Below are 18,218 nucleotides of genomic sequence, written 5' to 3'. Positions count from 1 at the left end.
TTTTCTATGCCCGACGCTCACCGCTCACGAAAGGGGCAACAAATGGAACTTCTGAAAAACATCCGCGCGTACGAGGACGTGTTCTTCGAGGACCCCGAGGAGAACCCCGACACGCCGCGCTTCCGCGTGTGGTTCGACGACAAGCACATCGAGGAGTACCTGGCCAAGGTCGGCAACGCCATCGACCGCGCGCAGGCCAACGAGCAGATGGCCCGCGAGGCCGACACCCCCGAGAAGGCGGCCGAGGCCAACGCCGCGCAGGCCCGCCTCATGAAGCGCACCATCTCGGCGTTCATCGGCACCGAGGGCTGGGAGCAGCTGCTCGCGTGGATGGGCGGCGACGAGGGCCCCATCGCGCCCGAGGAGAACATCCGCATCCTGGGCGAGGTCTTCGCCACGTTCCTCAACATGTTGGCGCGCCACGCGACCAGCGAGCAGCTGATGGCGTGCGGCCTTGCATACAGCGAGCGCGCCGATCAGGTCCAGGCGCTCAACCGCGCCCAGCGCCGCGCCAAGGCCAAGCGCAAGAAGAAGGGCGGCAAGTAATGCTGCCAGCCGCGCTCACGGCCGAGCGGGTGCGGCTGCCCGACGGCACGAGCGCCACGCGCTACCCGTGGAACGGCGAGGAGGTGCTGGTGCGCGACGACGCGCTCACGATCATCCGCGTCATCGAGGTGCTGACCGACGAGGGCAAGTCCGACGACCAGCGCCGGGACGAGTTCCTGGCGCTGTTCTTCGTGGACTGGGCGGACGCGTGGTGCGCATGCGACTACGACGCCGCCGAGTTCGTGCGGATGCGCGACGCGGCGGTATGGGACATGTGCGGGCTCGACCTGACCGGCAACCGCCCGCACGAGACCCCGCTGTGGGACTTGGAGGAGGACGCGGCGCGCATACGCACCAGCTTCCGCCAGGCCTACGGCATCGAGTGGGACGAGGTGCGCGGTCGCATCAGCTTCGCCGAGTTCGTGGCGCTCGTGGGCGGCTGCCCGCAGGACACGCCGCTCGGCGCGGCCATCCACTACCGCAACCCGGCGACCAAGCCGAAGCCAACCAAATACAACAGGCAGGAGGTCGAGGCCTGGAACGCCGCCCACAAGGCGTTCGAACTCGGCAAAGGCCGCAGCTCACACGGCTCTGAGGAAGGAAGCGACGCGGCGATGCGCGATGTGTTCGCCGCGCTCAAGAGAGCGACGAGGTGAGCATGGACGGCAACGTCATCATCAAGGCGGTGCTCGACACCGTTGACGTATCCAAGAACATCAAGGCCCTGGAGCGCGACCTCCAGGGCATCTCCTGGAAGAACATAACCGAGGGCGACGAGAAGGCGGCGAAGCTTTCCTCCTCGTTCAAGAAGGCCGGCACGGCCGCCACGCTGACGCTCACCGCGCCCGTGGTGGCGGCTGGCAAGGCCGTCTTCGGCGTGGCCAGCGACTACGAGCAGGCAAACGCCCGCATAGCCGCCGCGTTCGGCGTCTCCGGCGAGGAGGCCGAGCGTTTCAGCGGTATAGGCAAGCGCATCTACGAGGGCGGCTGGGGCGAGTCCCTGGACGAGGTCAACGATGCGCTGATCCAGTGCAAGTCCACCCTTCGCGACGTGTCCGACGAGGACCTGCAGACGGTCACCACCAACGCGCTCATGCTGTCTGACACCTTCGGCGCGGACGTGAACGAGTCCATACGCGGCACCAACGCCCTCATGGAGGGCTTCGGGCTGTCCGCCACCGAGGCCAGCGACCTTCTGACGGCGGGCATGCAGCGCGGCCTGAACTACACCGACGAGCTGGGCGACAACCTGAGCGAATACTCCGTGCGATGGGGCGAGGCTGGAATGAGCGCCAGCGAGTACTTCTCGCTGCTCGAAGCGGGCACGTCCAACGGCGCGTACAACCTGGACAAGGTGGGCGACTACCTCAACGAGTTCCTGACGGCGCTGTCCGACGGCCGCATGGAGGAGTCCATCGGCTCGTTCAGCGAGGGCACGCAGGAGGTCTTCGAGAACTTCAAGAACGGCAGCGCCACCGCCGAGGACATGCTGCAGGCGGTGCTGGGCGACCTCACGCAGATGCCAAACGAGTACGACAAGGCCGCGCTGGCCTCCACCCTGTGGTCCTCGCTGGGCGAGGACAACGCCATGGGCATGATCGAGTCCCTGGCGGGCGTGCAGGACAGCTTCGGCGACGTGGCGGGCGCTGCGCAGCAGGCCCAGGAGGCCGCCTCCGACAGCTTCGCCGTGAAATCGCAGGAGGCCATGCGCGAGCTGCAGGGCTCCATCGAGCCGCTTGGCGAGCCGCTGCTCAACATCGCCACCAACGTGGCGGGCGTCGTCAAGTCGTTCTCCGAGTGGTTCGCCGGCATCGGCGAGGGCGGCCAGACCGCCGTGCTCGTGATAGCGGGCATCGTCGCGGCGCTCGGCCCCGTGCTGTCCACCGTCGGCACCGTCATCGACACCGTGCCCAAGATAGGCGCGGCGTTCCAGACCGTCGGCAAGCTGGGCACCGGCGCGCTGGGGCTCATAGCCGCGCACCCCGTGATAGCGGCCATAGCGGCCATCATCGCCGCCGTGGTGCTGTTGTGGAACAACTGCGAGGAGTTCCGCGACGCGGTGACCGCCGTGTGGGATGCCGTGTGCGCCGCGTTCGAGGTGGCCATCCAGGTGGCGGGCGACGTGGCCCAAAGCGTCGGCGAGTTCTTCTCGCAGCTCGGCGAGACGCTGGGCGGCGTGTGGGACGGCATCTGCTCCACGGTGCAGGGGGCCATCGACGCCATAGCCGGGTTCTTCCAAGGCCTGGCCGACACCGCCTCGTCCATCTGGGACGGCATCTGCAACGTGGTGCAGGTCGCCGTGATGCTGCTGGGCGAGATTCTGAACCTGGCCATCGAGACGCTGCTCATACCCTGGAACTTCATCTGGGAGAACTTCGGCGAGCAGCTGACGGCGGCATGGGACGCAATCTGCAGCGCGGTGGGAGGCTACATCGACGCGGTGAGCCAGGCCATCACCGACGTGGTGACGGCGCTCTCCGAATGGTGGGGCGCGACGTGGGAAGGCATCAGCTGCACCGCCAGCGCCATATGGGAGGCCATCTACGGCGCGGTGAGCGCATACATCCAGTACGTCAGCGACGTGATAGGCGCGGCCCTTGGGGTCATCCAGGGCGTGTGGGACACGGTGTGGGGCGCGGTGAGCTCCACCGCCTCCAGCATATGGGTTGCCATCAGCTCGGCGATAGGCGCGGCCATCAATGCCATCAGCTCCACCATATCGGCGGTGCTGTCGGCAATTCAGGCGGTGTGGGACTCCATATGGGGGGCCGTGAGCAGCACGGCGTCGAGCGTGTGGGGCGGCATCAGCTCCACCATATCCAGCATCGTGAACGGCATCCGCGACACGATCTCCAGCGTGTTCAACGCCGCCAAGGACACCGTGAGCAGCGTGTGGAACTCCATCAAGAGCGCCATCGAGACGCCGATACAGAACGCCCGCGACACCGTGCGCAACGTCATCGACTCCATCAAGGGGTTCTTCAACTTCTCGTGGTCGCTGCCCCACCTGAAGCTGCCGCACCTGTCCATCTCCGGCAGCTTCAGCATCGCCCCGCCGAGCGTGCCGCACTTCGGCATCGACTGGTACGCCAAGGGCGGCGTGTTCAACGGCCCCAGCGTCATCGGCGTCGGCGAGGCGGGCCCCGAGGGCGTGGTGCCGTTCAACGAGCGCGGCGCGCGCCCGCTGGCCGAGGGCATCGCCAAGCTGCTCGACGGCAAGGGCGGCGCGGCCCATGGCGACACGAACGTGACAATCAACCTGTACGCGACCGTGCGGGAGGAGGCCGACATCGAGAAAATCTCCCGCCAGATAGCCAAGGAAATCAAACGGCAGGAGTGCTTCGCATGATATACAACGGCTTCGACTTCGCGCCGTGGTTCGACACCCGGCTCGTGACCCGCTCGCTGCTGCCCGAGTACGAAATCGCCACGCGCGACGTGCCCGGGCAGCCCGGCTCGCGCTTCATGCGCGCAGAGCTGAAACCCCTGACGATAGACGTGGCGGCGGCCTGGAGGGCGCGCCCCGCCGACGACATGGCGGCCCTTCGCCGCCTCATGGCCTCGCGCCTGCTGTGCCTCAAGGAGGCCGAGCTGTGGCTGGACGACGAGAGGCACCTGGGCCTGCGCTACATGGCCGTGCTGACCTCGCCGGGCGCGCTCGACACGCTGTGGCACACCGGCGAGGCCACGCTGACGTTCACGGCATACGACCCCGTGGCCTACGGGGCCGAGGGGCGCGCAACCGTGTCGGGCACCTCGGGCGTGCAGGTGGGCGGGACGTTCCGCACCTACCCCACCGTGACCGTCAGGCCCGGCGGCAGCACGTCGGCGCTGCGGCTGACGAACATGGGCACGGGCGAGTTCGTGCAGATCGACAAGGCGGTGACGGCATCGAGCGCGGTGGTCATCGACATGGCCGCCCCGCAGGCCACGGTGGACGGCAGCCCCGCGCCCGTGACCTTCGAGAGTGACTTCTTCCCGCTGGAGCCGGGGGCCAACAGCCTCAAGCTGTCCAGCGGCACCGCGACGGTACAGTGGACGGAAAGGTACGTGGGCTGATGATTCTGTGGGCATGCGACCGCTGGGAGGCGTACAAGGGACCCATCAAGACGCTGTTCGAGTGCGAGGACACGCGCGAGGTCAACGGCGAGAACGCCCTGAGCATCACAACGCTGGCGCGCCTGGACAAGGGCGACCGCCTGGTGTGGCGCGACCTCAAGGGCCGCTGGCACGAGAACATCGTGGACGGCGTGGAGGAGGAGCGCGCAAGCGCGGGCATCCTCTACACGTACTACTGCCCGACCTCGGCGCAAATCGAGCTCCTGGGCGACTACCTGGAGGACAAGCGCCCCTACGACGTGAGCGCCTACGCCGCTCTGGCCTCGGCGCTGTCCTCCTCGCGCTGGCAGGTCGGAACCGTGGCCGACCTCGGGCAGGCCGGCACGAACTTCTACCACACCAACGCATGGGCGGCCATCCACGACGTGGCAGACACTTGGGGCGGCGAGCTGTCGTTCGAAATCCAGGTGAGCGGCACCAAGGTGACCGCACGCCGCGTGTGCATGGCCAAGCAGGTCGGCGAGGACAACGGCAAGCGTTTCACCTACGCCAAGGACCTCGTGAGCGTCAAGCGCAGCGTGGACGAGGGCAACGTGTGCACCGCCCTGTACGGCTACGGCAAGTCCCTGCAGACCGCCGACGAGGACGGCAACCTGACGGGCGGCTACGACCGCAAGCTGACCTTCGGCGACGTGAACGGCGGGCAGAACTGGGTGGGGTCGGCCGACGCGCTGGCGCGCTGGGGACGGCCCGACGGCAAGGGCGGCAAGGCGCACGTGTTCGGCGACGTGGAGTTCTCCGACTGCGAGGACGCCGCCGAGCTGAAGAAGCTCACCGAGGCGCAGCTGGCGAAGTCGTGCGTGCCCACCGTGTCCTACACCGTGGACGCCACGGCGCTTGCGCGCGCCGGCGAGGGCTTCGAGGGCGCGGACGAGGGCGACCTGGTGACCGTGGTGGACAAGGTGTACGACCCGCCGCTGCGCGTGCGCACGCGCATCACCAAGGTGGTGGAGGATCAGCTGCGCCCCGGCGAGGTCACCTACACGTTCGGCAACTACCAGACCGTGGCCGAGCTGATGGCCGCCCAGAAGTCCAGCGCAAAGAGAACGGCTTCGAGCATCCGCGCCACCGTGACCGAGGCCGTGAACGCCTCGAACAAGGCATCGACCGGCAAATGGGGCGAGAGCCTGGCGGCCGCCGAGGAGCGCCAGAAGGCGTACGCCAAGGAGGTCGGCGGCGCCGCCCAGGACTACACCGACCAGATAAGGGACGAGCTGGACAAGGCCCTCAAGGAGTACGCCGACAACGGGGACACCACGCTGGAGGAGGCGCTGAAGAAGTATTCCGACGACGGCAACCTGACCCTGGACGAGGTGCTGCGCCTGTACACCGACACGTCGATAGAGCAAAGCGAGAGCGTGCTCAAGAAAATAGACGAGGCCAACAAGGAGTACCTGGAAGGCGTCACGGACAAGCTGGACGAACGGCTGACGAGCGCCGAGGGCGAGGTGGATGGTCTGCAGAAGCAGCTCGACCAACTGCCGACGGATATCCGCAAGAAGATCGTGGAAATGCTCAACAGCGAGATAAACACCACGGGCGGCTGGGTGTACGAGGAGCCAGGCCAGGGCATCCTCGTGTACGACAAAAAGCCCGAGAGCGCCACCAAGTGCGTCAAGATAGGCGGCGGAATCATCGGCGTGGCCAACTCCAAGTACTCCAGCGGCGCGTGGAAGTGGCGCACGGCCATAACCGGCGACGGCGTGACCGCCGACGAGCTGACCACGGGCCGCATCAAAGGCGGGAACTCGTACTGGGACCTCGACAGCGGGGCATTCTACCTGCGCGACGGCTCCATCTTCATGACCGACAGCAACGGCAACAGGGTCTATATCAACGCTACCAACGGCTTCCAGATATACGACAAGAACGGCTCCATCATCGCGGGCACCGTGCTGGTGGGCAGCACCTCCATGTTCCGCTGCAACATGGTCGGCACGTCGTCAACCAACTACATCACCACCGGCACGACAACGAACAACCACCCGGGAGCGTCGTTCGTGAACGGCTCGACCGAGTACTGCACCATCGAGGCCGTCCACGCGAAGGACAGCCCCACGGCGAGCTCGACCGACGGCGTGGGCATGTCCGCCTGCGGCTACGGCTTCCTGGCAGTCAACCGCTACTACCGCCAGACGTGGCTGACGACCCCCTACTACGCGGGCTACATGAGCCATCCCGACGAGCAGCTGTACATGAAGAGCGGCAACAACAACGCGGGCAGCTCGGCGTACGTGAAGCTGCAGGAGAACTCCAACAACTACGTGTACCTGGATAGCAGCCGCGCAGACATTGGGTCGTCGGGCACCGCCAGGATACTCGCCCCGAAGTTCGCCATAGGAACCAGTCCGAGCAGCGGCGGCACCTACGGGTACACGGGCTCCACGCAGTTCATCGGGTGCATCACCAACAACGGCAACAACTGGACGTGGGGCACCATCAACGTGGTGAACGGAATCATCACCGGCATGAGCAGCATCACGGGAAACTAGACCAGCGAGAGAGGAAACGGAATGTTCTACCACCTTGTGCAGCAGCCCGAAGCGCCACAGGCGCTCGACGGCGCGCCGAAGCCGCCCGAGGCGCTTCCGGTGTTCGAGTGCATCAGCGACCCGGCCACGGCGCGGGCCATCGTGGAATCGGAAGACGTGTTCGAGTTCGATGGCAAGGGCGGCTTCACGCTCGTGTCCAGCCCCGTGGCCGTCATGGACGCGGAAGGCGGCGAGGCCAACGCCGTGGACTTCTCGGCGCTCACCGACGAGGAGATATGCGGGGTCCACAGAGCGCAGCCCGGCGACATGTCGCGGACACTTGCGCCCGAAGGGAAGGAGTGAGGCATGGCAACGCACGAGCTTACGCTCAACCTCAAGAAGACCAACATAGCGCCGCCCGTCATCACCGTGCACCAGGGCGACAGCGCCGAGGTCCTGAAGGCCGCCATCTACGACGGCGACAAGAAGGCGGCCCTGACGGGCTGCAAGGTGCACCTCATGGCTGCGAAGCCCGACCACACCTACGTGGAGCAGCAGTTCACTGGCATCAGCGACAACGTGGCCACCGTGACGGTCGACCCCGCCGTCTTCGGCGTGGCCGGGCTGCTCAAGGTGTGCTACGTGCGTGTGCGGAACGCGGCGGGGCTGGACGCCACCACCGAGAACGTCCTGGTGAACGTGCTGCCCTCGGCGAGCGCGTCGGGCGAGATATCCGGCCCGTACGTCGATGCGGTGGAGGCGATCATCGCGAACCTCGAAGGGCAGCTAGCCGACGTGAGCGCGCTGAACGCGCAGATGCAGAAGGCCGAGGCCTCCCGCGCGAGCGCGGAAAACCAGCGCGCCGCGAGCGAGAAGGCACGCCAGACCGCCGAAACCGGGCGCGCAGAGGCCGAGAAGAAGCGAGCCACGGCGGAAAGCGACCGCGTGACCGAGGCGTCGCAGCTGAAGACGGCCTCGCAAGCCGCCACGGCTGCGGCAAACGGCGCGGCCTCGAACGCCGACGCGGCGGCAAACATCGCCCTGCAGATAGCCAACAGCGTGGCGCAGGGCAGCGCGGGCAGCTCGGACATGGCCAAGCAGAAGCAGCAGATAGCCGACCTGTACGGCAAGCTGGCCGACGCCACGGGCGCGTTCATCTACGACGACGGCACCGTGTACTGCCCCGCCTCCAAGGCCAGTGCATCTGGCAGCACCATCACGTTCGGGAGCACCTGCACGGCGTCCGGCACAACCCTCAACCTCAAGTAGAAAGGCAACGAAATGGCACAAGCGAAAACCCTGTCGGTGGGCGGCATCGGCTACGAGGTCATCGACGATACCGCGCGCAGCAACGCGCAGACGGCGCTCAACAACGCCGAGTACAACCGCCAGGGCCAAATCGGCAAGTACGGCGGGCAGAACATCGCCACCATCCTGGCGGGAGAGATCGGCAGCGGCAGCGTGTACGACGCGCTGCACAAGCGAGCCGCCAACGGCAACTTCGCGGGCCTGCGCGTGGGAGACTACATCGACGTGCCGCTGGTAAGCGCGTCGGGCGTGGCGGCCCAGCAGTCCGCGCGCTTCCTCCTGGCGCACTTCGACCCGTACTACTGCTGCGGTGACAGCTCCAAAGGCCACCACATCGCCTTCGTGGCCTCCGCGCCCATCGCCGTGGCCAAGACCGTGACCGGCGTTGCCAACGATAGCTTCCTGATGTGGAACACGACCAACACGAACCAGGGCACCGCCGACCGGAAATGCCCCTACCCCAACAGCAACCTCAAGGCGTGGGAGACGGCCTTCGAGGCGTGCCTGCCCGAGGGACTGACCAAGTACCTGCTGACCCAGCGCGTCCTGCTTGAGGAGCGTTACAGCGCCAGCGGCGCGCTCAACGACTCCAACTCGTGGAGCTGGCAGGATATCGGCAAGGTATGGTCGCTATCGGAGATGGAGGTCTACGGCTGTCCCGTGTGGGGCACGCCAGGCTGGTCGGTCGGCTTCGACTGTCAGTTCGACCTGTTCCATGACACGGCGCACCGAGTCAACGGAAATCGGTACCATTGGTGGTTGCGTTCCGTCTTGGGTGGCTCCTCGTCCTACGTGTGCTACGTCTACTACGGCGGCGGTGCCGGCTGCTACTCGGCGACGTACGTCTGGGTTCGCCCCCGCCCCGGCTTCCTCGTCGGCTAGCCAGCCGAGTGCTCTATACTCTGCTTTTAGGCGACCGCCTTGCGCGGTCGCCTCCTGCCCGCGCAGCGGGCCGGATTTTTTCGCCACATTTTCCCAGGAGGTGCCATGAGCGGCGTCTACCAGCGCAACCGCGAGGTTTCCGAGTACAAGTTCTTCACGCAGGCCATCGCCATCCGCGTGGAGGTCAACAAGTTGATGGCGTCCTCCTCCGTGGTTCCGAAGGCCTACCGGCTGCTGAACGCGGTGCCGACCGTGGAGACGGCGCGCAGCATCGTGTACAACGTCAACCGCGCCGACTGCTTCTACCCCAACACCTCGTTCAACGCGCTGGAGAGGAAACGCTACCTGACGCTGGCCATAGCTGACTGCGAGCAGCTGATGCTGGACATGCAGTGCCTCATGGATATCGGCCTGCCCGTGAACGCCAACCGCTTCGAGGAGCTGGCGGCCATGGTCGAGGAGGAGATCAGGCTGCTGAAGGGGGCGCGCAAGAACGTGCGCGTGACGGGCAAGAAGTCCACCGAGGAGCGCATAGCCGAGGCCGAGGCCGAGCTAGAGCGCCTGCGTTCGCTATAATGGACGGCGGTCGCGCCTTGTTTATCGGTACAATTGGTGGTTGCGTTCCGTCATGGGTGGCTCCTCGTCCAACGTGTGCTACGTCAACAACAACGGCAATGCCAACTACAACTCGGCGACGAACGTCTGGGTTCGCCCCCGCCCCGGATTCCCTTATTGCCAGACCGAGTAGGCCCCAGGGCCGAAAGCAGAGCGCGAAGAGGAAGGAAGGCGCGACCATCGGGCATGCGCCCGTAAATACGCACCCCGCGAGGGTGGCCGGACGCTGCTTGCATGACGCGGCGCTCCGTGGCTTCGCCGCGTTTCATGGCCATACCTCAAGCGGCTGTCAGAGCCACATTGCAAGCCGTGCGGGGTGCTCTCTATGAACTCAGAGCAAAGAAGGACCGCACGCCGCAAGCGCCGCGAGGAGAAGCGGGCCAAGGCAAAGGCCGAGCGCGTCAAGGCGTGCACCCTTGAGACGGTGGCCGACCTCAACAGCCTGTGCAAGGCCTCCAAGCAGGCCGCGCGGGGCGTCATGTGGAAGTCGTCCACGCAGCGGTACATGAGAAGCTACCTGCGCAACGCCGTCCTTTCCCGCCGCGACCTTTTGGAGGGCCGCGACATATGCCGGGGCTTCATACGGTTCGACCTATGGGAGCGCGGCAAGCTGAGGCATATCAGCGCCGTGCACTTCCCCGAGCGCGTGGTGCAGAAGTCGCTGTCGCAGAACGCGCTCGTGCCCGCAATCGTGCCCACCCTCATAGCCGCGAACTCCGCGAACATTAAAGGGCGCGGCACCGACTACGCCCTGAAGCTGCTCAAGCGCCACCTGGCCGACCACTGGAGGCGGCACGGCCGCGAGGGCTACATCCTCCTGGGCGACTTCTCCGACTACTTCGCGCGCATAGCGCACCAACCCGTCAAAAACCAGGTGGCCTCCGCGCTGCTAGATCCGCGCGTGGTCGCCTTGGAACACCGTCTGATAGACGCGCAGGGCGATGTGGGCCTGGGGCTGGGCAGCGAGCCGAACCAGATATGCGCCGTGGCCCACCCCAACCGCATCGACCACTATGTGACCGAGATGCTGCGCCCCGAGGCCTACGGGCGATACATGGACGACTTCTACCTGATACACGAGTCCAAGGGCTACCTGCAGGTATGCCTGCTGCTCATAGAGTGCAAGTGCGCCGAGCTGGGCATCGAGCTGAACCCGCGCAAGACCCGCGTGGTGAAGCTCACGCGCGGTTTCACGTGGCTGAAGAAGCGCATCTTCTACACGGAGACGGGCCGCATAGTCGTGAAGCCGTGCCGAGACTCCATAACGCGGGAGCGCCGCAAGCTCAAGAAGATGGCCCGCATGGTCGCCGATGGCATCATGACCCCCGGGCAGGTGGAGCAGAGCTACCAGAGCTGGCGCGGCGGCATGAAGCGGCTGGACGCGCACCGCAGCGTGCGGGCCATGGACGCGCTGTACCGCAGCCTGTTCGGAAATCCCGCGGGGGGGGTTGCTCAATGCAATCCAAACCTGGAGGCGACACGGATGGGAACATGCCCCTACCCTAGCAACGGAAGGAGCGACCCATGACGGAACAGGAAATCGCCGGGGAGATCAACGGCTACAAACAGCAGCTTGAGCAGAGCGACTACAAGGTCATGAAGGCGGTGGAGCGCATCTTCTCCGCATCATCCATCACCGACCTGCTCTCGGCCATCGCCGCAGCTGCCAAGGAGGTGGCCGAGATCATCTCGCAGCGCCAGACGTGGCGCGACCGCATCAACGAGCTGGAGGCCATGGAGCCCGACCAGCCGGAAGCGCCGCAGGAGTAGCGAGCGCCCCTTCGGGGGCGCTTTTCTTTTGCCCGGCGACACCTCGCGGACAATCGCGGCAGCGATTCGAGGAGGTGAGAAAACGAATGACCGACGTGCTGGAAATCTTCGCGCCGTACGGCCCCGGGTCGCTTTTCGGCGCGCTGCTCGTCCTGGTGGTCCTGTATTTCGGCAAGCAGTTCCTCGAAGAGTTCAAGGCCCAAAACGAGCGCAAGGCGAACATCGACCTCAAGCGCGAGGAGCGAAAGCAGGACGAGGTGAACGAGCGGGCGCAGCGCGACCGCGAGCGCAGCCAGATGGAGGGCCGCATCGCCGCGCAGATGGAGCGCAGCAACGCGCTGATGGAGGCCATGAAGGCGCTCATGGAGTCCGTCGTGACCTCCAACGAGGTGCTGCACGCCGACCTGGCGAACAGCCAGGCGCGCAGCCAGGGCATGGCGGCGAAGGTCGACCACATCGCCGACCGCGTCGACCTGCTCTACAAGGAATCGGCTCGATAGAAAGGAATCCGAAATGACAGAAATGCAAGCAATCGCAGCCATCGTGCTGTCTTTCGCCGTGCCGTTCGCGGTGCAGCTGATCAAGACCGAGGCCATGACCGGCAAGGCCGCGCGCATCCTGGCGCTGGGCTGCTCGCTCCTGGCGGGCGTCGTGACCGGCTTCGTGGGCGGCGTGCCCGCAGACCCGGGCGCATGGGTCACGTGCGCCTTCGCCGTGGTAGGCGGCGTGCAGGCGGCCTACACGCTGTTCAAGTCGGTAGGCATCACATCCAAGTGGCTCGACGCCCTGCTGGGCGTGACCGTAGGCGGGAAGGAGTAGGCAATGGCTAAACTGTTCATCATCTGCGGCCACGGCGCTGGCGACCCCGGCTGCTGCGCAGGCGGCTACACCGAGGCCGAGCGCGTTCGCGCCCTGGGCCAGCGAATCAAGGAACTGGGCGGTTCCGAGGTCGAGCTGGGCGATACGTCCCGCAACTGGTACGCCGACGGCGGGCTTAACCGCCTGAGCACCGACGCGCCGGTGGTGGAGCTGCACATGGACGCCAGCGGCATCGCCACGGCCCACGGCGCGCACGTCATCATCAAGGAGGGCTTCGAGCCTGACGAGTACGACAATGCGCTGGCCGACAGGCTGGCGGCGTTCATGCCCGGGCGCTCCGAGAAGCTGGTGCGCCGTTCCGACCTCGCGAACCCGAACCGAGCCGCCGCGCGCGGCATCAACTACCGCCTGTGCGAGAACGGCTTCATCGACAACGACGGCGACCGCGAGAAGTTCAACGGCAACCTGGACGAGCTGGCGCGCATCTACCTGGAATGCTTCGGCATCACTGCTGGAAGCGCCCCCGCAACCGTCCCGCAGCCGCAGCCTGCGCAGCAGGAAACGACCGAGAACTTCGGCGGCACCTACCGCTGCACTGTGGACTACCTGCGCGTGCGCGACGCCCCCGGCCTGGGCGGCACCGAGGTGGCGCACTATTCCAGCGGCGAGACCGTGACGCTGGATAACTGGTATAAGATCGCCGACGGCTACGTGTGGGGCCGATACACGGGCTACAGCGGCGCAACGCGCTACATCGCCGTGGGCAAGGCCACGGGCAAGCCAGAGGCCGACGACTATCTGGTGAAGGTGGGATAGGCCATGCCGTACCCGAGCCCCGCAGACGAGGAGCGCAACGGCGGGTGCGGCCCCATCCTCGCGGCGGTCGTCCTGCTGTTCATCGTCCTGGCCGCCGCCAGCTGCGCGTCGCAGGCCATGGGAGCGCAGGACGTGACCGTGAGGCAAGCCCGCACGGACGGCCCCATATACGACCTGCCCGAGGGCATCGGCCAGGAAATCGTGTGCGACGAGCACAACCGCGAGTACCTGCTGCTTACCACCGAGCAGGGCGGCGTGTTCCTCATGCCGTACATGGACGAGGACGGCGAGCAGGAGATCATGCCGCAGGCCTAGAACGCAAAGAAGCCGCCCCGTATGGAGCGGCTTCTTTCTATCTGACGAGCAATACGAACGCCCGCCTAACGACGAACACGCGTATGTGTTCGCCTACTGAACAGTTGGTGGAGGCGCGGAGAATCGAACTCCGGTCCACGAAAGCCCCCTGATTGGCATCTCCAAGCTCAGTCGCTGGTTTAGTCTCGGACGCTTTGCGCGCAGCGACACGCTCGCGGCGTCCTAACCGGTTCGGTCTTAGCCTGCGCCATACCGATTACGTGCGCAGGAGCATTCCCCTAAAATGACGTCGCGCCGGTGTCGGGGAAATCACCGGGTTGACGCGCCGCTATAAACTAAGCAGCGAGAGCCATAGGCTCAAAAGAAGAGTTGTTGTCAATTCAATTTGACGGTACCCCTGTTTAACGAGGCGAGGAGACCTCGGCTTGCTTCCTCTCTCAGAGCTATCGTGTCGAAACCAGTCGCCCCCGAATGTCGGGAAAGTCTGGATGGCATTGGGCACGAGTACCCAACACCCGTCGACTTTTCAAGGAACATACGGGGCGAGCCCCGCTTGTGGAGTGTTATCTTACCACGTTCTGAAAGCGGACAGCTGTTCTATGCACGAGCTGTGAAGACCCCAATGTGCGCTGCACTTCGCACTTTTGCTACCGATCTCGTCACGTATATTTTCGCCAAGCACAACTGACCCGTCGAAAGGACCGTTATGGATACCAAGCAGCAACTCGTCAATGCCCTCGTAGGCCTGGGCTCAACCATTACCGAAGCTATGGACGTCATCGAGGGCTTTGTCCCCTGCGGACATCCCGCCCTCACGGTATCGAACGCACTCGTCGCGCTGGACGCTGACGATGATGCAGCTCTCGCTCAGCAGCTTGAGACCGTCGAAGGCTTTATCGACCACGTGAGCGGAAACCGCGGCGTGACCGCCTACCACGGCATTGAGGTCGAGCTCGCGGGGCCCAAGGCCGATCTGTTCGCAGCAATCCGTGAGGTAGGCGCCCTTATGCAGACCGCAGGCGTCAAGAACACCCAGGTCAACGAGTGGGTCTACCGCAGCCTGGCAGCACTCGACAGCTCTGACGAAAAGGCAGCCGAGCAGCTCGCAGAAAGTCCCGCCATTAAGGCCGAGCTTTTGTAAATAGCAGACGCGGGCCCCTTGGCGCATCGTCGTCCAAGAGGCCCGCAAACAGTTCGCGTTAACCGATAGCCGCGCCGCCGCGTTCGGTCAAAGCCAGAATCGGCATCATTTGGCGCGGGGTCTTTGCTGCAAGATCGGCATGTTCGAGCAGCTTGCGATCGTTGGTCACCAAGTAATCGACCTGTGCGCGCTTGCACGCGGCGAGCACCAAGTTGTCCTCGTAATCGCGATGGAGCGCTAAGTATTTGTCGGCCAGCCAAAGGTCCGACGCATCTGCACCCACGGCCGTGGCGTTTTCGGTCATGTTCCGCACAAACGCCAACGCCGCATCGCCAATCGCGCGGGCAGAAGCCTCGTCGAGCGCTCCCCCGCTGGTAAGAACGCTTCGCTTCAGCTCGTGTTGGACAACATACAGCACGTCCTTAGCGATATGCACCGGGAAGAACAGCAACGCCCCCGTCTCCGTCGCCTGCCCAATAAACGCACGCGCGGCAAGCGACTCGGCATGGTCGACGCAAAACGAATCGACCCATACGTTGGCGTCCACCATAATCTTGAGAGGCGCCCCACTCACTGGATCATCCCCTTTTGGCGATAATGCTCGTCCATGGCTTCGGAATAGATTGCGTCCCAATCGCAATCGTCGGACACGGACGACGTAGCGATGCCCAGGTCCGCGTAAAGTTGATCCGCCGCCGCCCATGATGCGGCGAACGGAGTATCGGGTGCGACGGTCTGTTGCCGACCATCAACGGCAGACAGCACTTCCTCACACTGCCCGCCACCCTGTGCGACCTTGGCAACAACCTTTTTGATGAGCTCGGGCAGTGACCTGCCCGAAAGCTGCAGCGCTTCCTCGGCGCGCTCTTTAACCGAGCGATCTACGCGAACATTCACCTGCGCCATGCTGCCAACGGTAGCCATCTCAACCTCACCTTCAGCGTTTGCTAGCATTGCTAGCACTAGCATATATCCGAGCTAACATCTCGTCAAACAAAAGAAGGCCTGCACCCTGGCGGCTGCGGTGCCGCCCGAATGCAGGCCATATACTCAATCGAAAACGCTAATGCAGGTAAGCCTTTGCGTTGCCCAGGCTGTAGGCGATCGTTGAGCCGTTGTGCAGCAGTGACGACGTCTGCGGAGTGATCATGCCGGTAATACCCAATGCCAACAGCGCCGAGTTGGTGAGCATCACCTTGGAATACGAACTCGTCAGACGATCAATGAGGCCCTGGCTCATGCGGCGCAGACGCACGATCGCGGCCAGATCCGTATCGGTCAGGATGATATCGGCGACCTCCTTGGCGATGTCGCTTCCGCCACCCATGGCCAAGCCCACGTCGGCCAAACCGAGCGCCGGTGAATCGTTGACGCCGTCGCCCACCATGGCAACGTGGCGCCCCTCGCGCTTAATCCGCTCCACATACGCGTACTTGTCCTCGGGCAGCAGCTCGGCCTTAAACTCGTCGACTCCCGCCTCGCGCGCAATGCGCTCGGCCGTGCGCTCCGAGTCGCCCGTGAGCATGACCACGTGCTTAACGCCCAGCGCATGCAGGTCGGCGATGGCCTCGCGGACCCCGGGCTTGAGCGGATCCTCGATACCGAGCACGCCCACAACGGTACCATCGACCGCCAAGTACAGCGGCGACAAGCCCTGCATCTGGGACTCAATTTGCTCTTGCGTCTCTGCCTCTAGCTGGGCATGCTCGTCATCGAACACAAAGTGAGCGGAGCCGATGATGGCGCGACGCCCCTCGATGGACGAAGCGATGCCGTGCGCCACAATATACTCGACCGCAGCATGGCGCTCGCGGTGCTCGAGCCCGCGCTCGCGGGCGGCGTTGACCACGGCACGCGCCACCGGATGCGGGAAATGCTCCTCCAGACAGGCAGAAAGGCGCAGAATCTCGTCCTCGCTCCAGCCGTCGGTGGTGAGTACGCAAGCTAGGCGCGGCTGGGCCTCGGTCAGCGTACCGGTCTTGTCAAAGACAATGGTATCGGCCTTGGCAAACGACTCAAAGTACTTGGCGCCCTTGACCATGACGCCCATCTTGGCAGCATCGCTCATAGCGGTCATGACGGCAACGGAACCCGTGAGCTTGAGTGCACACGAGTAGTCGACCATCAGTGCCGCCGAGGTCTTGATGAGGCTGCGGGTGGTAAGCGCAACCAGGCCCGCGAGCAGGAAGTTCCACGGGACGATCCTGTTGGCAAGGTCCTCCATATGCGACTGGCCCTCGGACTTGAGCGAATCGGCCGTCTGCACGAGTGAGACGATTGAGCGCAGTTTGGTTTGCGCCGTATTGGCGCGCACACGCACCAAGATGCTGCCGTCTTCCACGACGGTGCCGGCGAACACGTCGTCGCCTGCGCTGCGCTCGACGGCCAGCGGCTCGCCAGTCAGGGTCGCCTGGTTGACCATAGCGCTCCCCTGCTCAACCACGCCGTCGATGCAAATGGACATGCCAGTGCGCACGGCGACCAGATCGCCGGGCTCAAGCTCGGTCGCGGCAACGCATACCTCGGTGTCGCCGACGACCTTTTGCGCCTTGTCGGGCACATCGAGCAGCGAGTTGATGAGTTCGTTTTCGCTCATGGCGCGCGTGTAGTCCTCGAGCAGCTCGCCCACGTTGAGCAGGAACATCGTCTGGCCCGCGGTGTCGACATCACGCTTGACGAACGAAATGCCAATGGCCGAAGCGTCGAGCACGGGAACGGTTAGGCGCGGCTGCGCCAGCTCATGAAGGGCAGCGCGCAAAAATGCCATGTAACCGGCCACGACAAACACCGCACGCAGAGGCGTCGGCAAGAACCAGCGACGTGCGTAATGGGCACCGACGAGTGTCGCCAGGTCCATAACGAGTTTGTGCTTGCGCGGCTCGAGTTGCATCACGTAGCCCGACTTGGCATCGGCGATAGCTTGAGCATCGAGTGCGCCCAAGGCGTCGAGCACGCTCGCGCGGCGCGGCTCGTCGTACTCCAGCGCCATCTGGCCAATACGGCCATAAACGCGCACCTTGTGCACGCCGTCGATATCGCCGCCAAGCTTAAGAAGTGCATCGAGATCGCTCTCTGGCACAGGACCCGCCAATTGAAGACGGGTCCTGCCGGGGATCTCGCTGATAATCGAGAATCTCATAGTTTGTGCCTGGGAGCGTTACTCGGCTGCCTCGTCAGCAGCGGCCTCGCTCTGGGTGATGTAGGCAGCCTCGGCAACCATGTCATCGACATTGGCCTTGGCCTGCTCGACCATGTCCTGGTAGCAGTTCTTGACGCGCATACCGCACGCAATGCCCTGCACGCAGGCATTCTTTACCGGAGCGCTGGTGAGCAGCTTGATGCCGGCCGTACCAAGCAGAAAACCGCCACCGACAAGCAGGGTGTTAAACGTCGACTTCTTCATGTTGCTTCTCCCT

The 18,218-nt window shown here is 64.7% G+C and carries 20 protein-coding genes, 1 other RNA gene and 1 pseudogene; 17 read left to right on the top strand and 5 right to left on the bottom strand.

Annotated features, from left to right (window positions below; translation table 11 throughout):
- The first annotated feature begins 42 nt into the window (after window positions 1-42).
- The 16 genes and pseudogenes from ABHU32_RS00460 to ABHU32_RS00390 all read left to right on the top strand — a co-directional run bounded on the left by ABHU32_RS00460 (window position 43) and on the right by ABHU32_RS00390 (window position 13,661).
- Complete coding sequence (locus ABHU32_RS00460; protein WP_158573936.1) at window positions 43-546, top strand: hypothetical protein; 504 nt, start codon at window positions 43-45, stop codon at window positions 544-546.
- The gene (locus ABHU32_RS00455; protein ID WP_346978434.1) at window positions 546-1,202 is read left to right on the top strand and encodes a Gp15 family bacteriophage protein; all 657 of its coding nucleotides are present in this window, start codon (window positions 546-548) and stop codon (window positions 1,200-1,202) included. The genes ABHU32_RS00460 and ABHU32_RS00455 overlap by 1 nt, the downstream gene beginning before the upstream one ends.
- Before the next feature lie 2 nt (window positions 1,203-1,204).
- The gene (locus ABHU32_RS00450; protein WP_346978432.1) at window positions 1,205-3,895 is read left to right on the top strand and encodes a phage tail tape measure protein; all 2,691 of its coding nucleotides are present in this window, start codon (window positions 1,205-1,207) and stop codon (window positions 3,893-3,895) included.
- Window positions 3,892-4,605, top strand: coding sequence for a distal tail protein Dit (locus ABHU32_RS00445; protein WP_117637885.1), 714 nt, complete (start codon window positions 3,892-3,894; stop codon window positions 4,603-4,605). Before ABHU32_RS00450 ends, ABHU32_RS00445 begins: the two co-directional genes overlap by 4 nt.
- A complete protein-coding gene (locus tag ABHU32_RS00440) occupies window positions 4,605-7,157 on the top strand; it encodes a phage tail spike protein (protein WP_346978431.1) in 2,553 nt (850 codons plus the stop codon). Before ABHU32_RS00445 ends, ABHU32_RS00440 begins: the two co-directional genes overlap by 1 nt.
- Before the next feature lie 21 nt (window positions 7,158-7,178).
- Window positions 7,179-7,499: a hypothetical protein gene (locus tag ABHU32_RS00435; protein ID WP_346978430.1), complete on the top strand. Its 321-nt coding sequence runs from the start codon at window positions 7,179-7,181 to the stop codon at window positions 7,497-7,499.
- 3 nt (window positions 7,500-7,502) lie between these two features.
- Window positions 7,503-8,405, top strand: a complete 903-nt coding sequence (locus ABHU32_RS00430; protein ID WP_346978428.1) for a BppU family phage baseplate upper protein — start codon at window positions 7,503-7,505, stop codon at window positions 8,403-8,405.
- A gap of 12 nt (window positions 8,406-8,417) precedes the next feature.
- On the top strand, window positions 8,418-9,326 hold the full coding sequence (locus tag ABHU32_RS00425) for a DUF6273 domain-containing protein (protein ID WP_346978427.1): 909 nt from the start codon (window positions 8,418-8,420) through the stop codon (window positions 9,324-9,326).
- Window positions 9,327-9,431: 105 nt separating this feature from the next.
- Window positions 9,432-9,902, top strand: coding sequence for a hypothetical protein (locus ABHU32_RS00420; protein ID WP_035136722.1), 471 nt, complete (start codon window positions 9,432-9,434; stop codon window positions 9,900-9,902).
- A gap of 31 nt (window positions 9,903-9,933) precedes the next feature.
- A pseudogene (locus ABHU32_RS10055) lies at window positions 9,934-10,074 on the top strand (DUF6273 domain-containing protein); the annotation flags it as partial.
- 192 nt (window positions 10,075-10,266) lie between these two features.
- Window positions 10,267-11,469: an RNA-directed DNA polymerase gene (locus tag ABHU32_RS00415; RefSeq protein ID WP_346978426.1), complete on the top strand. Its 1,203-nt coding sequence runs from the start codon at window positions 10,267-10,269 to the stop codon at window positions 11,467-11,469.
- The gene (locus tag ABHU32_RS00410; protein WP_117637890.1) at window positions 11,466-11,711 is read left to right on the top strand and encodes a hypothetical protein; all 246 of its coding nucleotides are present in this window, start codon (window positions 11,466-11,468) and stop codon (window positions 11,709-11,711) included. Before ABHU32_RS00415 ends, ABHU32_RS00410 begins: the two co-directional genes overlap by 4 nt.
- A gap of 86 nt (window positions 11,712-11,797) precedes the next feature.
- Window positions 11,798-12,211: a hypothetical protein gene (locus tag ABHU32_RS00405; RefSeq protein WP_117765361.1), complete on the top strand. Its 414-nt coding sequence runs from the start codon at window positions 11,798-11,800 to the stop codon at window positions 12,209-12,211.
- 13 nt (window positions 12,212-12,224) lie between these two features.
- Window positions 12,225-12,530 (top strand): hypothetical protein, encoded by a 306-nt coding sequence (locus ABHU32_RS00400; RefSeq protein ID WP_117637892.1) that lies wholly within the window; start codon window positions 12,225-12,227, stop codon window positions 12,528-12,530.
- 3 nt (window positions 12,531-12,533) lie between these two features.
- A complete protein-coding gene (locus tag ABHU32_RS00395) occupies window positions 12,534-13,346 on the top strand; it encodes an N-acetylmuramoyl-L-alanine amidase (protein WP_346978425.1) in 813 nt (270 codons plus the stop codon).
- Window positions 13,347-13,349: 3 nt separating this feature from the next.
- Window positions 13,350-13,661 carry a hypothetical protein gene (locus ABHU32_RS00390; RefSeq protein WP_117637894.1) on the top strand — a complete coding sequence of 104 codons (312 nt, stop codon included), beginning with the start codon at window positions 13,350-13,352 and terminating at the stop codon, window positions 13,659-13,661.
- Window positions 13,662-13,766: 105 nt separating this feature from the next.
- On the opposite strand, the gene ssrA is transcribed toward ABHU32_RS00390, so the two are convergent.
- Window positions 13,767-14,130: a transfer-messenger RNA gene (ssrA, locus tag ABHU32_RS00385) on the bottom strand.
- Window positions 14,131-14,367: 237 nt separating this feature from the next.
- Between ssrA and ABHU32_RS00380 the strand changes: the two genes are divergently transcribed.
- Window positions 14,368-14,802: a hypothetical protein gene (locus ABHU32_RS00380; protein WP_346978423.1), complete on the top strand. Its 435-nt coding sequence runs from the start codon at window positions 14,368-14,370 to the stop codon at window positions 14,800-14,802.
- 58 nt (window positions 14,803-14,860) lie between these two features.
- Here ABHU32_RS00380 and ABHU32_RS00375 read toward each other — a convergent pair whose 3' ends face one another.
- The 4 genes from ABHU32_RS00375 to ABHU32_RS00360 form a co-directional block, all read right to left on the bottom strand.
- Window positions 14,861-15,376, bottom strand: a complete 516-nt coding sequence (locus ABHU32_RS00375; RefSeq protein ID WP_346978422.1) for a type II toxin-antitoxin system VapC family toxin — start codon at window positions 15,374-15,376, stop codon at window positions 14,861-14,863.
- Window positions 15,373-15,726 (bottom strand): hypothetical protein, encoded by a 354-nt coding sequence (locus tag ABHU32_RS00370; RefSeq protein ID WP_346978420.1) that lies wholly within the window; start codon window positions 15,724-15,726, stop codon window positions 15,373-15,375. Before ABHU32_RS00370 ends, ABHU32_RS00375 begins: the two co-directional genes overlap by 4 nt.
- 139 nt (window positions 15,727-15,865) lie before the next feature.
- Window positions 15,866-17,881 (bottom strand): heavy metal translocating P-type ATPase, encoded by a 2,016-nt coding sequence (locus ABHU32_RS00365; RefSeq protein ID WP_346978418.1) that lies wholly within the window; start codon window positions 17,879-17,881, stop codon window positions 15,866-15,868.
- Between the two features lie 78 nt (window positions 17,882-17,959).
- Window positions 17,960-18,205 carry a DUF6110 family protein gene (locus ABHU32_RS00360; protein WP_022094642.1) on the bottom strand — a complete coding sequence of 82 codons (246 nt, stop codon included), beginning with the start codon at window positions 18,203-18,205 and terminating at the stop codon, window positions 17,960-17,962.
- Window positions 18,206-18,218: the final 13 nt, after the last annotated feature.

The sequence above is a fragment of the Collinsella aerofaciens genome, assembly GCF_039758965.1.
Classification (GTDB): domain Bacteria; phylum Actinomycetota; class Coriobacteriia; order Coriobacteriales; family Coriobacteriaceae; genus Collinsella; species Collinsella aerofaciens_BR.
Note: the sequence above shows the minus strand (reverse complement) of the source record. Positions and strands in the feature narration are given on the sequence as shown.

Bases quoted from the DNA above. Each gene is read 5' to 3' on its own strand.
- ABHU32_RS00455 (WP_346978434.1), top strand. From the start codon at position 546: ATGCTGCCAGCCGCGCTCACGGCCGAGCGGGTGCGGCTGCCCGACGGC.
- ABHU32_RS00395 (WP_346978425.1), top strand. From the start codon at position 12,534: ATGGCTAAACTGTTCATCATCTGCGGCCACGGCGCTGGCGACCCCGGC.
- ABHU32_RS00425 (WP_346978427.1), top strand. From the start codon at position 8,418: ATGGCACAAGCGAAAACCCTGTCGGTGGGCGGCATCGGCTACGAGGTC.
- ABHU32_RS00445 (WP_117637885.1), top strand. From the start codon at position 3,892: ATGATATACAACGGCTTCGACTTCGCGCCGTGGTTCGACACCCGGCTC.
- ABHU32_RS00450 (WP_346978432.1), top strand. From the start codon at position 1,205: ATGGACGGCAACGTCATCATCAAGGCGGTGCTCGACACCGTTGACGTA.
- ABHU32_RS00440 (WP_346978431.1), top strand. From the start codon at position 4,605: ATGATTCTGTGGGCATGCGACCGCTGGGAGGCGTACAAGGGACCCATC.
- ABHU32_RS00410 (WP_117637890.1), top strand. From the start codon at position 11,466: ATGACGGAACAGGAAATCGCCGGGGAGATCAACGGCTACAAACAGCAG.
- ABHU32_RS00405 (WP_117765361.1), top strand. From the start codon at position 11,798: ATGACCGACGTGCTGGAAATCTTCGCGCCGTACGGCCCCGGGTCGCTT.
- ABHU32_RS00435 (WP_346978430.1), top strand. From the start codon at position 7,179: ATGTTCTACCACCTTGTGCAGCAGCCCGAAGCGCCACAGGCGCTCGAC.
- ABHU32_RS00415 (WP_346978426.1), top strand. From the start codon at position 10,267: ATGAACTCAGAGCAAAGAAGGACCGCACGCCGCAAGCGCCGCGAGGAG.
- ABHU32_RS00460 (WP_158573936.1), top strand. From the start codon at position 43: ATGGAACTTCTGAAAAACATCCGCGCGTACGAGGACGTGTTCTTCGAG.
- ABHU32_RS00380 (WP_346978423.1), top strand. From the start codon at position 14,368: ATGGATACCAAGCAGCAACTCGTCAATGCCCTCGTAGGCCTGGGCTCA.
- ABHU32_RS00400 (WP_117637892.1), top strand. From the start codon at position 12,225: ATGACAGAAATGCAAGCAATCGCAGCCATCGTGCTGTCTTTCGCCGTG.
- ABHU32_RS00360 (WP_022094642.1), bottom strand. From the start codon at position 18,205: ATGAAGAAGTCGACGTTTAACACCCTGCTTGTCGGTGGCGGTTTTCTG.
- ABHU32_RS00370 (WP_346978420.1), bottom strand. From the start codon at position 15,726: ATGGCTACCGTTGGCAGCATGGCGCAGGTGAATGTTCGCGTAGATCGC.
- ABHU32_RS00430 (WP_346978428.1), top strand. From the start codon at position 7,503: ATGGCAACGCACGAGCTTACGCTCAACCTCAAGAAGACCAACATAGCG.
- ABHU32_RS00390 (WP_117637894.1), top strand. From the start codon at position 13,350: ATGCCGTACCCGAGCCCCGCAGACGAGGAGCGCAACGGCGGGTGCGGC.
- ABHU32_RS00420 (WP_035136722.1), top strand. From the start codon at position 9,432: ATGAGCGGCGTCTACCAGCGCAACCGCGAGGTTTCCGAGTACAAGTTC.